This is a genomic window from Aestuariibaculum scopimerae, assembly GCF_059428085.1.
In genome coordinates this window covers 3,055,965-3,072,314 of the sequence record NZ_CM182089.1, presented here as the reverse complement: position 1 = coordinate 3,072,314, position 16,350 = coordinate 3,055,965, and the positions used below count along the sequence as shown (strand labels likewise).

The 16,350-nt window shown below is 37.3% G+C and carries 16 protein-coding genes; 9 read left to right on the top strand and 7 right to left on the bottom strand.

The window, feature by feature from the left end; all coding sequences use genetic code 11:
• The first annotated feature begins 3 nt into the window (after positions 1–3).
• Positions 4–1,446 (top strand): acetyl-CoA carboxylase biotin carboxylase subunit, encoded by a 1,443-nt coding sequence (accC, locus tag AC5SR4_RS13365; protein WP_495359191.1) that lies wholly within the window; start codon positions 4–6, stop codon positions 1,444–1,446.
• A 74-nt stretch (positions 1,447–1,520) separates the two neighbouring features.
• On the top strand, positions 1,521–3,071 hold the full coding sequence (locus AC5SR4_RS13360; RefSeq protein ID WP_495356774.1) for an acyl-CoA carboxylase subunit beta: 1,551 nt from the start codon (positions 1,521–1,523) through the stop codon (positions 3,069–3,071).
• A gap of 8 nt (positions 3,072–3,079) precedes the next feature.
• Here AC5SR4_RS13360 and AC5SR4_RS13355 read toward each other — a convergent pair whose 3' ends face one another.
• The 4 genes from AC5SR4_RS13355 to AC5SR4_RS13340 all read right to left on the bottom strand — a co-directional run bounded on the left by AC5SR4_RS13355 (position 3,080) and on the right by AC5SR4_RS13340 (position 6,050).
• Entirely contained in the window at positions 3,080–4,165 is a 1,086-nt protein-coding gene (locus AC5SR4_RS13355) for an amidohydrolase family protein (protein WP_495356773.1), read from the bottom strand.
• Positions 4,166–4,346: 181 nt separating this feature from the next.
• On the bottom strand, positions 4,347–4,922 hold the full coding sequence (locus AC5SR4_RS13350; RefSeq protein ID WP_495356772.1) for a YceI family protein: 576 nt from the start codon (positions 4,920–4,922) through the stop codon (positions 4,347–4,349).
• 84 nt (positions 4,923–5,006) lie between these two features.
• Positions 5,007–5,360, bottom strand: coding sequence for a SnoaL-like domain-containing protein (locus AC5SR4_RS13345; protein ID WP_495356771.1), 354 nt, complete (start codon positions 5,358–5,360; stop codon positions 5,007–5,009).
• A 105-nt stretch (positions 5,361–5,465) separates the two neighbouring features.
• Complete coding sequence (locus tag AC5SR4_RS13340) at positions 5,466–6,050, bottom strand: Crp/Fnr family transcriptional regulator (protein ID WP_495356770.1); 585 nt, start codon at positions 6,048–6,050, stop codon at positions 5,466–5,468.
• A gap of 96 nt (positions 6,051–6,146) precedes the next feature.
• On the opposite strand from AC5SR4_RS13340, the gene AC5SR4_RS13335 reads away from it, so the two are divergent.
• From AC5SR4_RS13335 to AC5SR4_RS13320, 4 genes are read left to right on the top strand one after another with little or no spacing between them, the layout of a single operon-like run.
• Positions 6,147–7,355, top strand: a complete 1,209-nt coding sequence (locus tag AC5SR4_RS13335) for a multidrug effflux MFS transporter (RefSeq protein WP_495356769.1) — start codon at positions 6,147–6,149, stop codon at positions 7,353–7,355.
• A gap of 50 nt (positions 7,356–7,405) precedes the next feature.
• Positions 7,406–8,020: a fumarylacetoacetate hydrolase family protein gene (locus AC5SR4_RS13330; RefSeq protein WP_495356768.1), complete on the top strand. Its 615-nt coding sequence runs from the start codon at positions 7,406–7,408 to the stop codon at positions 8,018–8,020.
• A complete protein-coding gene (locus AC5SR4_RS13325) occupies positions 8,017–9,936 on the top strand; it encodes a DUF294 nucleotidyltransferase-like domain-containing protein (protein ID WP_495356767.1) in 1,920 nt (639 codons plus the stop codon). The genes AC5SR4_RS13330 and AC5SR4_RS13325 overlap by 4 nt, the downstream gene beginning before the upstream one ends.
• Positions 9,937–10,599, top strand: a complete 663-nt coding sequence (locus AC5SR4_RS13320) for a 3'-5' exonuclease (RefSeq protein WP_495356766.1) — start codon at positions 9,937–9,939, stop codon at positions 10,597–10,599. It abuts the gene before it with no gap.
• A 21-nt stretch (positions 10,600–10,620) separates the two neighbouring features.
• Here AC5SR4_RS13320 and acs read toward each other — a convergent pair whose 3' ends face one another.
• From acs to AC5SR4_RS13305, 3 genes are all read right to left on the bottom strand, one after another.
• Positions 10,621–12,528, bottom strand: a complete 1,908-nt coding sequence (acs, locus tag AC5SR4_RS13315; RefSeq protein WP_495356765.1) for an acetate--CoA ligase — start codon at positions 12,526–12,528, stop codon at positions 10,621–10,623.
• Positions 12,529–12,613: 85 nt separating this feature from the next.
• Complete coding sequence (locus AC5SR4_RS13310; RefSeq protein WP_495359190.1) at positions 12,614–14,314, bottom strand: sodium:solute symporter family protein; 1,701 nt, start codon at positions 14,312–14,314, stop codon at positions 12,614–12,616.
• 19 nt (positions 14,315–14,333) lie between these two features.
• Positions 14,334–14,588, bottom strand: coding sequence for a DUF4212 domain-containing protein (locus AC5SR4_RS13305; protein WP_495359189.1), 255 nt, complete (start codon positions 14,586–14,588; stop codon positions 14,334–14,336).
• A 307-nt stretch (positions 14,589–14,895) separates the two neighbouring features.
• Here AC5SR4_RS13305 and AC5SR4_RS13300 point away from each other — a divergent pair, with 307 nt between their 5' ends.
• The 3 genes from AC5SR4_RS13300 to AC5SR4_RS13290 all read left to right on the top strand — a co-directional run bounded on the left by AC5SR4_RS13300 (position 14,896) and on the right by AC5SR4_RS13290 (position 16,348).
• On the top strand, positions 14,896–15,414 hold the full coding sequence (locus tag AC5SR4_RS13300; RefSeq protein ID WP_495356764.1) for a heparan-alpha-glucosaminide N-acetyltransferase domain-containing protein: 519 nt from the start codon (positions 14,896–14,898) through the stop codon (positions 15,412–15,414).
• Between the two features lie 197 nt (positions 15,415–15,611).
• On the top strand, positions 15,612–15,983 hold the full coding sequence (locus tag AC5SR4_RS13295) for a hypothetical protein (protein ID WP_495356763.1): 372 nt from the start codon (positions 15,612–15,614) through the stop codon (positions 15,981–15,983).
• A 2-nt stretch (positions 15,984–15,985) separates the two neighbouring features.
• Positions 15,986–16,348 (top strand): TfoX/Sxy family protein, encoded by a 363-nt coding sequence (locus AC5SR4_RS13290; protein ID WP_495356762.1) that lies wholly within the window; start codon positions 15,986–15,988, stop codon positions 16,346–16,348.
• The last annotated feature ends 2 nt before the right edge of the window (positions 16,349–16,350 follow it).

Here is a 16,350-nt window from a genome sequence, read left to right as displayed (position 1 = left end):
ATGATAAAAAAGATACTTGTTGCCAACCGAGGCGAAATTGCCATAAGGGTTATGAAGACCGCCCAAAAAATGGGTATTAAAACTGTGGCCGTATACTCTACAATTGATAGACATGCACCCCATGTTAAGTTTGCCGATGAAGCGGTTTGTATTGGCGAACCCCCATCTAATCAATCTTACCTTAAAGGCGATACCATTATAGAAGTTGCTAAAGCCCTTAAGGCAGATGCCATACACCCAGGTTATGGCTTTTTAAGTGAAAATGCAGCCTTTGCAGAATTATGCGAAGCCAACAATATTATTTTTATCGGTCCCCGTTCTAAGGCCATAAAAATTATGGGAAGCAAGCTAGCGGCCAAAGATGCTGTAAAACAATATAACATCCCCATGGTGCCGGGTATAGATGAAGCCATTACCGATGTTACCAAAGCTAAAGCCATTGCTAAGGATATTGGGTTTCCTATCCTTATAAAAGCCTCGGCTGGCGGCGGCGGCAAGGGTATGCGCGTGGTGGATAAAGCAAGTGATCTGGAATCGCAAATGAATCGGGCCATTAGCGAGGCTACCTCGGCATTTGGTGACGGTTCTGTGTTTATTGAAAAATACGTGACCTCACCCAGACATATTGAAATTCAGGTTGTAGCAGATAGCCACGGGAACGTTCTACACTTTTTTGAACGCGAGTGCAGTATACAACGCCGGCATCAAAAAGTGGTTGAAGAAGCACCTTCGTCGGTATTAACTCCCCAATTACGCCACGATATGGGCCAAGCGGCCATTAAAGTTGCCAAATCCTGTGACTATCTGGGTGCTGGTACTGTAGAGTTCTTATTGGATGCCGACCATAACTTCTATTTTTTAGAAATGAACACCCGGCTTCAAGTAGAACACCCTGTTACAGAGTTGATAACTGGGGTTGATTTGGTGGAGCTTCAAATTAAAATAGCGCGTGGCGAAGCATTGCACATTAGTCAGGATGATTTAAAAATTAAGGGGCATGCCCTGGAATTACGTGTATATGCTGAAGATCCGCTAAATGATTTTTTACCCAGTGTGGGGCATTTAGATACTTACAAAATTCCTGTTGGCCCGGGCATTCGGGTAGATAATGGCTTTGAAGCTGGTATGGATATCCCTATTTATTATGACCCCATGCTAGCAAAACTTATTACCTATGGCAAAACACGTGAAGAAGCCATACAATTAATGATACAGGCTATAGACGATTACCATGTAGAAGGGGTACAAACCACCCTACCCTTTGGTAAATACGTTTGTGAGCATGATGCCTTTCGTTCTGGGGATTTTGATACCCATTTTGTGAAAAAATACTATTCGCCAGAAGTATTGCATAACCAAACCGAGCAGGAGGCACACATTGCAGCCTTAATTGCGGTAAAACAATATTTAGAAGACCAAAAGTTATTAAGATTACCCAAAACATAAATAATGCCACGTAGAAGCACAGTCAAAATGCTACGACTGCGCTTAGCCTAACATAGTTAAAATAGACAAAACCAATGAGTTCAAAAGAAGATAAAATAAACAAATTAAACGAACGCATTGCCTTGGCTTACCAAGGTGGAGGACAAAAGCGTATTGATAAACAGCATGCCAATAAAAAATTAACTGCTAGAGAGCGCATTGACTATTTAATGGACGAAGGCTCTTTTGAAGAGATTGGTATTTTGGTAACGCACAGAACCACCGATTTTGGAATGGAAAATGACATTTATTATGGTGATGGGGTTGTTACGGGCTATGGTACCGTTAATGGCAAACTGGTTTATGTGTATGCCCAAGATTTTACGGTATTTGGTGGAGCGCTATCTGAAACCCATGCTGAGAAAATATGTAAAGTCATGGATTTGGCGGTTAAGGTAGGTGCTCCCATTATTGGTTTGAACGATTCTGGCGGGGCCCGTATTCAAGAAGGAGTACGCTCCCTTGGAGGCTATGCCGATATTTTTTATAGAAATGTGCAGGCATCGGGGGTCATTCCCCAAATATCGGCCATTATGGGGCCTTGTGCTGGGGGTGCTGTGTACTCACCGGCCATGACCGATTTTACTTTTATGGTTGAAAACACCAGTTATATGTTTGTAACGGGACCCAATGTTGTAAAAACCGTGACTAATGAAACTGTGACTTCCGAAGCTTTGGGCGGAGCCTTTACCCATGCCTCAAAGTCGGGCGTAGCACACAAAACCTCTACAAACGATATTGCCTGCTTAGAGGATGTAAAGCGCTTATTAAGCTATTTGCCGCAAAATAATAAAGAGACTGCAAAGAAATTGGATTATCATTTGGGTGATGAGATTAGGGACGCTTTATCGGATATTGTTCCTGATAATGCCAACAAACCATATGACATGCACCATGTTATTCAAGGCATTATTGATGCCGATTCTTTTTTTGAAATCCATAAGGACTATGCTGAAAATATTATTGTTGGATTTGCACGATTGGGTGGCAGAAGCATTGGCATAATAGCCAACCAACCCATGTTTTTAGCGGGTGTATTGGATGTTAACAGCTCTAAAAAAGCAGCGCGATTTACGCGTTTTTGCGATTGCTTTAATATACCGCTATTGGTATTGGTGGATGTGCCGGGCTTTTTACCGGGAACCGACCAAGAATGGGATGGTATTATTGTACATGGCGCCAAACTACTGTATGCCCTAAGTGAAGCAACAGTGCCCAGAGTTACCGTTATTACCCGAAAAGCCTATGGTGGTGCTTATGATGTGATGAACTCTAAACACATTGGTGCCGACCTGAATTTTGCCTGGCCGGGTGCCGAGATTGCTGTTATGGGTGCTAAGGGTGCCAGCGAAATTATCTTTAGAAAAGAAATTGCATCGGCTGAAAATCCTGCCAAAAAACTGGCCGAAAAGGAAGCCGAATATGCCGAGAAGTTTGCGAACCCCTACAGGGCAGCCCGACGTGGGTTTATTGACGAGGTGATATTACCCAAAAATACCAGGCGCAAGCTTATTAAGGCTTTTTCGATGCTTGAGGATAAACATGTAGAACCACCCAAGCGTAAACACGGTAACATTCCGCTATAAAAACATTATTACTCTGGAAACAAACTGGAATCCAGACCGGGTACAATGCGAAGTGCATTTTTATAATAGACCTTTTTTAAAACGGCATCGGGTAAATCCATACCATACATAGGCCAAAAGGCATGGTATTTTTTGTGGTACGGAAAATACTCATCGGCACTCTCCAGCACCCTAAAGTAGGTGGGAAATTCTTCGGGCACCCAACTATCCTTACCAAAAAGAATGCGGTCTTGGTATTTAATAAAAAAGGCTTTTGCAAAACGCGGTTGCCTACCTAGCTCAGCAATAATAGCAGCAATACCAACATTCATATTGGGAATTTCATCTAGCAAGGCTCCTAGCTTGCCAAGGTTATTGGCATGCCACCCCATATGGGCATTAATAAACGTGGTATTGGGGTGTTTTTTAAACATACGGTGTTGCTCCTCAATAATCTGTTCCCAGGGTGCGGGATCGGTAGCGCTACGCTTTCTGCGGGGGTGTGTTTTTAGCTCCAGCCAACGCTCGTTGTCCCCATTAAAATCATCCCAAAAAGGCTTGGGATCGGCTGTGTGGATTAGCACCGGTACGCCCAATTCGCCACAGGTTTCCCAAATAGGATCCAAACGCGGATCGTCTACTGCCAATCGGTTGCCATCTACATCCTTATTGTACATACCCAAACTTTTGTAAACTTTTAAGCCCCGGGCCCCATTATTAATATCTTCCTTAAGTTGATTTACTGTTTTTTCTATCCAGCCTGCGCCTCCTGCACCATTAAAATCGACGTTGGCAAAAACCACAAAACGGTTGGGATAATGGTCGGCCACATTTTTAACAGCTTGCTTTAGGTTGTCGCCAGAGCGTCCGCTTAAATTTACCATGATTTGTAGATTAAGCGAGTCCATTGCAGCAATAACAGGTGCTAAATCTTGTGTTGCCATACGGTATTGATGGCCGTGGACATCAATAAATGGAAACTTGGCCCTATTAATGACCTTTCTAGGAACCACCAAGGTGGATGTGGGATTGTAATCTTCAAAAGATATGTCTTGTGCGGTTATTGATAAAGATAGGAGCAGTAGTAAAGCAATAGAAAACGTTTTAAATACCATAGGTAATACTGTTAGTTAAAAGATAAAGTTAATCATCTTCATTAAAAAAGGGCAGACTTTAAGATGGGTTTAACACCATGTTAAAGCGAAACTTGCAGGGTTTTAAACACGCTATAGATAAAAAAAGGCGCCCATTTCTGGACGCCTTGAACTCTAACTATTAATCAGTCACTCTTAAAAATTAGAATTCTAAATCTGCTATTAAATCAAACTCATCATAAATAGCTTTATCTTTTAAATTGTCGAAAAAGCTAGTAGAACCGTAACGTACATCATATTTAGCTCTATCTACTTTTAAAAATGCTGTTGCTTTGCTTCCATAAACAGAAATCTTAAAAGTTATAGGGTTTGTTTTTCCTTTAATGGTTAAATCGGCTGTTACATCGTAAGCATTTTTTCCAGAAGCCTTAACGTCTGTAAACACCAACTTGGCAGTAGGATGGCTTTCAACACCAAAAAAATCATCAGATTTTAAGTGGCCTTCCAGTTTTCCTTTCATACCACCTTCTAAGTCGGTAGAAACAATAGTGGTCATGTCTATTACAAATTCGCCACCTACCAATGCATCATCTTCAAAGATTAAAGAACCTGATTGTATAGCAACTGTTCCTTCGTGGGATCCTGTTACTTTATAACCTTTCCAAACCAATTCACTTTTTTCTAAGTTTATTTCTTTTTTCACTTTGTCTATGCCCGTGAAAGCGAATGTTGTAAATGCTACTAATGCTACGATTGCTAAATTTTTCATTGTTTTCATTTGTCTTTATTTTTTTATTATTACTATTATTATTTATTTTCTATTGTTATTCTTTATTGTCACTTAAATTGCTCTCTATTCTAACTAAGAGCCATAATAAAATTTTTCCTTAATTATTTTTCCATCCTGCCATTCTTGAACAGCTACTTGGGTATAGTTCTTTTCGCCCCAATCTTTATGTGTATAATCAAAATGCCATTCTACCATGGTTGTTTTTTCGCCTACAGTTACCTTTAAGGGTTTGGCACCTCTAAATTCTGTGATGGCAGCAAAAAAGTCTTCTTCTCGTTTTCTGTTAGCATCTTTTCCAACAACTACAGGGTTGTCGTTTTCCTGCATAACAACATCGTCATGATAATATTTATCAAAAGCCTCTAAGGCTCTACCTTGTAAAATCATATCATTAACAGTGCTTATTTTTTCAATTAATGTATTCATTTTTTACTGTTTTAATATTACAATACAAAGGTCATAAACATTAGACTTCAATAAAATGAAATAGTTTATTAAATCATGTTAAACTAGATTAACATTACGCCTATTTTACTGCTCTAAGATGAGCTGGCTTTTTATTTTACTAAGAAATTCTTTGGTTATCCCGAGGTAAGAAGCAATCATGTATTGTGGGATACGCTGTTCTATTTGGGGGTATTGCTCTCTAAAAAACAGATACTGTTCTTTAGCCGATAAACTAAAGTTCCTAACAATGCGCTTTTGCGATGCCACAAAGGCACGCTCTATAATTTGTCTAAAGAAACGCTCTAATTTGGGAATTTCTTTGTACAGATCCTCAATAACATCATAAGAAAACATAACCAGTTGGGTGTCCTCTAGGCATTGCACATTAAAATCGGCCGGGGTTTGGGTGATAAAACTACCCATATCGGACGTCCACCAATCCTCTATGGAGAACATGACAATATGCTCCTGCCCTTCGGCATCTACATGAAAGGTTTTGGTGCAACCAGATAATACGAAGCATTCGTATTTACAAATATCGCCTTGTTGTACAATGTATTGCCCTTTAAGATACCTTCTAATCGAAACTTTGGATTCTAAAAAGGCTATCTCGGCCTCGGTTAAATTGATATAGTTATTGATGTATGTTATTAATGGAGCTATGGTCATTCTTTTTCAAAAAGCGGTTAAACAAATTTAACAATAAAAATGGTTTATTAACTAGATTTTAAATTTTAACAAATTTAATTGCCATACTTTTGCAGGATGCAAAAAACACAAACTTTTAAACTTGAATTTGTGGCCTTAATGGCATCATTAATGTCCATTGTAGCCCTATCTATTGATGCTTTACTACCTGCCCTACCAGATATTGGAAACACACTGCAAGTAACCAACCCAAACGATAACCAATTACTCATTACCATGATATTTTTGGGTATAGGTGTAGGTCAACTTGTCTTTGGTCCGCTTTCGGATAGTTTTGGTAGAAAACCCATCGTGTATATTGGTTTTTTACTTTTTATAGCTGCCAGTCTTGTGTGTGTAACTACCAAAAGCTTTGAAATTATGATATTAGGACGTGTATTTCAAGGCATGGGGTTGGCCTCGCCCAGAAGCATTAGTATTTCCATGATTCGGGATGCTTACAGTGGTGATTATATGGCGAAAATAGTTTCTATTGTGGTTATGTTTTTTATTTTGGTACCTGTAGTAGCACCAACTTTGGGGACGTTCTTACTACACTTCTTTAATTGGGAGGCCATTTTTTACTTTAATTTGGTTTTTGGGGTTCTTATTATGTTTTGGTTTTTAAAACGGCAGCCAGAAACCTTACCTAAAGAAAAACGCATTAAGTTTACGCCCATGCTTTTTATTAATGGCATAAGAGCCTTTTTTAAGTACCGTGAAGCTGTTGCCTTTACACTGGTTTCTGGTTTTATAACAGGATCCTTTATGGTGTATTTGAGTACCTCGCAACAAATTTTTGAAAATCAATATAACTTAGCAGATATGTTTCCCTACATTTTTGCCAGCTTAGCCATTTCAATAGGTCTTGCAACCTATTTAAATAGTTTACTGGTAGTACGGTATGGCATGATGCGTATTGCCTATACAGCTGCTATTGGATATGCGCTTGTTTCGCTTTTATATGTGCTTTTGTTTTGGTCTGGTAATAACCCTGGTATTTTTGTTTTAATTGGCTTTTTTGCTTTACAGTTTTTTGCTGTAGGCTTTTTGTTTGGGAATTTAAGAGCTTTGGCCATGCAACCATTGGGGCATATTGCTGGTGTGGGAGCTGCTATAAATGGTTTTATTTCTACAGTTATGGCTGTTCCTATTGCAAATTATATTGGTAGCTTTGTTAAAACCTCTGTACTACCTTTATTTATTGGGTTTTCCTTTTTTGGGGTTTTATCGCTTTTAGTCTTTATGTCTTTAAGACGAAAATCTGTTTTAGCAAGTCCCGCATAAGCTGTTATTTTATTAAATTTACTTCCTTAACTTTAACTAAACAACGCATTATGAAAATATTGGCTATTGGCAAAAACTATGTGACCGCCAAAGAAGAGATTAGCACCCATAAAACGGGTAATCAAATTATATTCTCTAAACCTGAATCCAGTCTTGTAAAACACAATCAAGATGTTGTGTATCCAAGCTTTACAAAGCAATTGAACTATGAGGTGGAATTGGTCATTAAAATTGGTAAAACAGGTAAGGACATTTCCTTAGCAGATGCGGCATCGTATATTTCGGAGCTTGGTGTTGGTATAGACTTTACTGCAAAAGATATTTTTAATGCTTGTAGAGAAACCAAAGGCCCTTGGGATTTGGGCAAGGGTTTTGATGGTGCAGCCCCCATTTCAAGCTTTAAACCCATAGCAGATTTTCCTGCGTTGGACAACATTAATTTTAGCTTGAGCATTAATGGATTAGAAAAACAAACAGGCCATACAGCACTTATGATTTACAATTTTAGTGACATTATAGCTTTTACTTCAAAATACATGACTTTAGAGCCTGGAGATCTTATTTTTACAGGTACACCTGCTATTGGGGCTGGTGAAATCCATAAGGGAGATCATTTACAGGCATATGTTGAAGGGGAATTGCTTTTGGATTTTAAGATGACATGAAAAACTCTATTGCAGAACGCGTTAACGATTTTCTAAAAAACTATCCGCCTTTTAATATTATAAAACCAGAGGGTTTAATAAAAATTTCTAAGGAAGTAACCATAGTATATCTAGAAAAAGGTGATACGTTATTTAAAAAAGGCGACCCGTTTAATGAACATTTCTATATGGTTAGAAATGGAGCCATTACCTTATTCCATACTGGAAAAAACAATACACAAGAAATTATAAATATTAGTGATTCAGGTGATATTTTTGGTGTGCGCCCCCTCATTGCCAAGGAAGATTACAAGCTAACAGCTATTGCAAACGAAGAGTCTATTGTTTACGCCATACCCATTAATACTTTTCAAGAAGTAACAGATAACAATGCCAGCGTTTATAAGTTTTTAATTACGGCCTTTGCCACCAATGCCTATGATCCGTATACAGCAGAGGAAACTGATAAGATATTCGTGGATTATCTTCCCAACAATTCTCAAGATATTGTAACCTTTCAAACGGCAAACTATACCAAAAACCCCATTACGTGCAACATCAAGTCGTCATTAAAAGATGCTGCTTTAAAAATGAGCGCACACAAAATTGGGTGTATTATTGTTGTTGACGGCAATATGTTTCCTGTAGGCATTATTACCAACAGCGATATTAAAAACAAAATAGCCACAGGATTGTATCCTATTGATACTCCAGTGAGTAATATTATGAGTTCCCCTGTTATTACCAATAAAAAAGGTTTAACAGTAGCCGATGGCCAATTACAAATGATTAAGCATAATATAGGCCATTTGTGCATTACCAAAGATGGCACTATAAATTCGAAGCTTATTGGTGTACTAACCCACCATGATGTTTTGGTAACTTTAGGTAATAATCCCTCGGTAATACTAAAAGAGATAAAGCGTGCTAAACGAACTAAAACGTTGCGTACTGCCCGATTAAAGGCCAACACATTAATTAAAAGTTATTTAGAACAAAATATTCCGCTAGCACATATTGTAAAGCTTATTGCACAAATAAATGATGCGGTTACGGTTCGTGCCATTGAGCTTGCCATAAAAAAAATGCCTAAAAAACCACTAGTGCCATTTGCTTGGCTAGCACTGGGAAGCCAAGGCAGAAAAGAACAACTTTTGTTTACCGATCAAGATAACGCCATTATTTTTCAAGATGTAACTAAAAATGACTATAAAGCGACTCAAACTTATTTTTTAGATTTAGCTAAGCACGTTACAAAAGCCTTAAACAAAATTGGCTTTGAATATTGTGAAGCGGACATGATGGCCAGTAATGTAGAATGGTGCAAGTCGATTTCGGAATGGAAAAAGCAATTTGACCATTGGATTTTACAACCTGATGAAAAGGCCATCTTACTATCCTCTATATTTTTTGATTTTAGTTGTGTTTATGGCGATACAAAATTAACCGATGCGTTAACCGACTCTATTTATAAAACCTTAAATGAAACTGCACTGTTTTTTAAGTTTTTAGGTAGTGATGCACTTAAAAATCCTCCACCCCTGAGTTTCTTTAAACAGTTTTTAGTTGAAAAGAATGGTGAACAAAAAGACCTTTTTAATATTAAAAGTAGAGCACTAATGCCGCTTATTGATGCCGCCAGATTGCTTATTTTAAGCAATAAGATAAAAGGCGTAAACAATACTTATGAACGGTATGAAAAATTAGCCGAAATAGAGCCCAATAATAAAGAACTCTATGAGTCTTGTTCGTATGCCTTTAAAGCGCTTTCTAAATTTAAAGCCAAACAAGGCTTGCTACATAACAATTCTGGTAAATTTATTGAAATTGAAAGCTTAACAAAAGAAGAACAACTTAAACTAAGGCGTTGCTTTAAACCTATCAATGAAATTCAAGAAGCTTTAAAGCTTAAGTTCGACCTAAAAAACTTTATATAAATGTGGTTGGGTTGGTTATTTAAAAAAAAACAGCAATATCCAGACTTTTGGAAGGTATACCTAGATTGTTTTAAAACCAAAAAGGAAACTTCCATATCTAACACGCGCTTTGTGGCATTTGATACTGAAACGACTGGTTTTAATAAAAAAGAAGACCGTATTCTATCTATTGGAGCTGTATCGTTTGTTGGTAAAACCATTAATGTTAACAATAGTCTTGAACTGTATTTAGAACAAGACATATTTAATCCTGAAACAGTTGCCATTCATGGCTTAATGAGAAATAGTGACTTAGAAAAGGTAAGCGAATTAGAGGCTATCAAAAAAATTTTAGCCTATATAAAGGATGATGTGCTCATTGCACACCATGCGCATTTTGATATGTCCATGATAAATGCTATGCTACAGCGACATGGTTTAGGAAAACTGAAAAACAAGGTTGTTGATACTGGGGTTTTATACAAAAAATCCATTCATGTTATTTACAGACAAAATGATAAACCCTATACCTTAGATTATTTGTGTAAAGAATTAAATGTACCAACCGTTGACAGGCACACCGCCACAGGCGATGCCCTGATTACGGCCTTTGCTTTTTTAAAAATTCTTGCCCGATTAGACAAAAGAAAACACCTAAACTGGGGGTATCTGCTTAGTCGTTAAGGGTATTATTGGAGTTTATAACTATAAAGCATTATCTATAATATCCTGTACTACTTCTGGATTTAATAGTGTACTGGTGTCCCCAAGGTTACTAGTATCTTTACAAGCTATCTTACGTAAAATACGACGCATGATTTTTCCAGAACGTGTTTTAGGTAAACCACTGGTGAATTGTATTTTATCTAACTTAGCAATTGGGCCTATGTGCTCTGTAATTATCTGGTTAATCTCATTACGCAAGTTGTTTTGATCCCTACTTTCTCCTGTATCTTTTAATATAACATAACCATAAAGTGCATTTCCTTTAATATCGTGTGGGAAGCCTACAATAGCAGATTCTGCAACCGCTGGATGTTCATTAATGGCATCTTCAATGGGAGCGGTACCTAAATTGTGACCCGATACAATAATAACATCGTCTACACGCCCTGTAATTCTATAATACCCAACCTCATCACGCAACGCACCATCTCCTGTAAAGTATTTGTTTTTAAATGCCGAGAAATAGGTATCCCGATACCTTTGATGATTTCCCCAAATAGTACGTGCCATACTTGGCCACGGAAATTTAATACATAAACGACCATCCACTTGATTACCCTTCAATTCCTCACCATTCTCATCCATAAGCGCCGGTTGAATTCCAATAAAAGGCAAAGTTGCATAGGTGGGTTTTGTTGGTGTTACAAATGGGATAGGAGAAATCATAATGCCCCCTGTTTCGGTTTGCCACCAAGTATCTACTATAGGGCTGTTCTTTTTCCCCACATTATCGTTGTACCAATGCCAAGCTTCTTCGTTGATGGGCTCTCCAACCGAACCTAAAACTTTTAATGAAGATAGGTTGTGTTTTTCAATGAGATCGACACCTTCTTTTGCCAATGCACGAATAGCAGTTGGAGCCGTATAAAATTGGTTGACTTTGTGCTTTTCAACAATCTCCCAAAAGCGACCAAAATCGGGGTAGCTTGGTACGCCTTCAAACATTACCGAAGTTGCTCCATTTGCCAAAGGGCCATAAACAATGTAACTATGCCCAGTAATCCATCCTATATCTGCCGTACACCAATAAACATCGTGCTCTCTGTATTGAAACACATTCTTGAAAGTATATGCCGTATAAACCATATATCCAGCCGTTGTATGTACCATACCCTTTGGTTTACCTGTTGAACCAGATGTATAAAGTATGAATAACGGATCTTCGGCATTCATTAGTTCTGCAGGACAGGTTTCTGATGCTTCATCTAAAAGTGGTTGTAACCAAAGATCACGTCCTTTTTTCATTTCTATATCAGAATGGATGCGCTTGGCTACCAAAACCGTTTCTACCCCTGGGCAATCTTTAAGCGCATCGTCTACAATGCTTTTTAAATCAATAGTTTTAGAACCCCTATAAGAACCATCACTTGTAATAACCATTTTACAATCACTATCAATAATTCGCGTAGCCAATGCTGTTGATGAAAATCCTGCAAACACAACCGAATGTATGGCTCCTATTCTGGCACATGCCAAAACAGCTATTGCCAATTCTGGTATCATAGGTAAATAGATACATACACGATCTCCCTTTTGTACCCCTTGCGCTTTTAAAACATTAGCAAACTTGTTTACACGTATAGATAATTGCTTGTAAGTAATATGTTCTGCTGGGTCTTTTGGATCGTTAGGTTCAAATAAAATAGCTGTTTTATCACCTCGAGTGGCCAAATGTCTATCAATACAGTTTTCAGTAATGTTTAGCTGGGCACCTTCAAACCATTTAACTTCTGGTTTACTAAAATCCCAACTTAAAACTTGATCCCATTTTTTACGCCACATAAAGTGCTCCTCGGCTACTTCTTCCCAAAAATTTTCTGGTTCTCGTATGGATTTTCTATAGACCTGATAATATTCTTCTAAATGTTTAATGTGATAATTACTCATGCTTCTCTTTTGAAATATGCTTGTTTAGTTAAAAGTCTAAAATATTAAGATTTCTATTAAATATAAAATTATAAGACGTAGTTTTTTAATGATTAGATGCTTCGCCTGCACCACTTGGTATACGTATCAATTCAACTATTTCCTGTACGTCCTCTGGTGGATCTGGTGTAAATTTCATGATAACGATAGACACTATGAAATTTAGTATCATAGCAACAGTACCAAAGCCTTCTGGTGAAATACCAAACCACCATTCGCTTTTATCGGGCACGGTTTCATCAAACCATCCTAATTTATATTTAATCATGTAAAGTACCATCGTAATGATGCCCACAACCATACCAGCTATAGCACCTTCTTTGTTCATCTTCTTATAAAAAATCCCCAAAATGATAGCCGGAAAAAAGGAAGCTGCTGCCAAACCAAATGCTAATGCAACTGTGGCTGCCACAAATCCGGGTGGATTGATTCCAAAATACCCTGCAACACAAACAGCTACTACTGCTGATAAACGTGCTGCTATCAACTCTCCCTGTTCAGATATGTTAGGGTTAATCATTTTCTTGATTAAATCGTGTGACACCGATGAGGAAATAACCAGCAACAATCCCGCTGCTGTTGATAATGCTGCTGCTAAAGCGCCTGCTGCTACCAAAGCAATAACCCAATTGGGCAATTGTGCTATTTCTGGATTTGCCAACACCATAATGTCATTGTCTACAACCAATTCATTTTTAGTGGTATCTGCCAGGTATTGGATATTACCATCATTGTTTTTATCGGTAAATGTAATTAAACCTGTTGTTTCCCATTTTTTAAACCATTCGGGAACCTCTGCATAAGGCTTATTAGATACTGTTTCAATCATATTGGTTCTTGCAAATACAGAAACGGCTGGTGCTGTTGTATATAAAATAGCAATAAGCAACAAAGCATACCCTGCCGACTTACGTGCATCTTTAACCCGCTTTACTGTAAAAAACCGCACGATAACATGTGGTAACCCAGCTGTACCAACCATTAATGCTAAGGTAATGGCAAAAACATCGATCATAGACTTTGAGCCTTCGGTGTATTCAGCAAAGCCAAGTTCGGTGCTTAGGCCATCTAATTTATCAAGTAAGTACATACCCGAACCATCGTTCAATTCGCTTCCAAACCCTAATTGTGGAATGGGATTGCCCGTCATTTGTATAGATATAAAAATTGCGGGAACCATAAAGGCAAATATCAATACACAGTATTGTGCCACCTGGGTATATGTTATCCCCTTCATACCACCAAGTACGGCATAAAACAGTACTATAAGCATACCAATGATAACCCCCGTGTTGATGTTTACTTCTAAAAATCTTGAAAACACGAGCCCTACACCGCGCATTTGACCAGCTACATAGGTAAAGGATACTAAAAGGGCACAAATAACCCCAACAAAGCGCGCTGTATTGGAATAGTATCTATCCCCAATAAAATCTGGGACTGTAAACTTACCGAATTTTCTAAGGTAGGGAGCCAGTAGTAAAGCCAAGAGCACATAGCCTCCTGTCCACCCCATTAAATACACAGCTCCATCATAACCTGCAAAGGATATAATACCAGCCATGGATATAAAGGATGCGGCACTCATCCAATCGGCTGCAGTTGCCATACCGTTAGCTAATGGTGAAACGCCACCACCTGCTACATAAAAATCTTTGGTAGATCCTGCCCTAGACCAAATGGCTATACCAATATAAAGTGTAAACGTTACGCCTACCAATATGTAGGTCCAATTTTGTACATCTATCAATCCTGCAAAAAACAAACTATTCATCATATCCGTATTTTTTATCGAGTTTATTCATAAGACGTACATAAACAAATATGAGCACTACAAACACATACATGGCCCCTTGCTGTGCAAACCAAAAGCCTAGTTTGAACCCGCCTATTTTTATTTGATTTAAGGTGTCTTTAAATAGAATACCCGCTCCGTAAGATACTAGAAACCATATTGCCAAAAGTATAAGGACATACCTTATGTTCTCTTTCCAATAGGCTGTTGCATTGTTTTTTGTCATCATTTATAATGTTTAGTTAGTTATTATCATCTTGTACAATCTTAAAATTATAGTTGGTTAATCTATAAAAAGAATAATCGATTGCGCCAAATAGCTTTTAAAAAAATCTCATTCTGCTAATATAGTACTTAGAATATAAAACTGTAGCAACGAACAATATTTTTTGTTCATAATCTCCCAATTACGCTATATACCAAGCCGTTAAAATATGGGTATAAAAATTAAAGCTAGAGAATAAAATAACAGCTTAAGGTGCTTTTTATTCTAAATATTTAAAATATCTTTATAGTAACCAAACCAAACTTTAGTGCATACCACACGCTTATATTTTATTGATGCTGTTAGAGCTTTTGCTATTTTAATGATGCTCCAAGGTCATTTTATTGACACACTTATAAACCCTATATATCGGGTAGATACTAGCACTGTTTATAACATCTGGTCAGATTTTAGGGGCATTACCGCACCTACCTTTTTTACTATTTCGGGTTTGGTATTCACTTATTTGTTATTGCGGGCCCATGCTAAAGGTAATGACAGACCCCGTATTAAAAAAGGATTGTTTAGAGGACTTCTACTATTGTTTATTGGCTATAGCTTGCGTATTAATCTCATTAATTGGTTTAATGGTTGCTTTAATACTTACTTTTTAGTTATTGATGTTTTGCAATGTATTGGTTTATCGCTTATAATATTAGTTTGTTTGCACATTTTGTTTAAAAACTATTCATATATATTCTCAATTATACTTTTTATTATTGGATGCATTTGTTTTGTTTCAGAACCTTTATACAGAAATCTGGTAATAGACAATTTACCCTGGTAATTGCAAATTATATGACAAAAGTAAATGGGTCGATTTTTACTATTTTGCCATGGTTTGGTTATTCCGCTTTTGGCGCTTTTATTTCTACTGTATTTTTCAGGCACGCGCACCGTACTAGGTTTAAACTTTTTACTATTGTTACATTTTTTATCACGGGGTATTGGCTTATGTATTATTCGTCTTGGTTTTTGTTAAAAATGCATCGAATAACTGATATTGATCTTTTAAAATTAAGTGCCGATTATAATTACTTGTTTACACGCTTGGGCAATGTGCTCATTCTATTTGGTGTTTTCTACACCTTTGAACGGTTTTTAAAGCACTCTATCATTACCAAAATTGGTGAAAAAACACTATCTATCTACGTCTTCCATTTCATTATCCTATTTGGAAGTTTTACAGGTTATGGCTTAAAACGGTTTTTTAACAAATCACTAAACCCAACTGAAGCGATTATTGGAGCTCTACTTTTCATTGTTGTTGTTTGCTTTGTTTCTTTTTATTATGCACGCACCAACCATTTTGTTTATACATTGGCTAGTAAAATAACAAATAGATTAAAAAAATAATTATGGCTTATGATGACTTTTTAGCCGATCGTATTCGGCAATTATTAAAAGAAAAACACAAACCTTTTGAAGAATTGAAAATGATGGGCGGTTTATGCTTTAAAGTTGATGGCAAAATGCTTTGTGGAATTCATTTAGACAAAAAATATGGTGACAATCTTTTAATGGCACGTATTGGCGAAGCTGTTTACATGAATGAGCTAACCAAACCACATTGTTTACCTATGGACTTTACGGGCAGGCCCATGAAAGGCTATATTTTTGTAACTCCTGAAGGTTTTGATAGTGATGCTGATTTATCATATTGGATAGACCTTTGCTTAGCCTATAATCCATTGGCTAAGGCTAGCAAAAAGAAGAAGTAAAA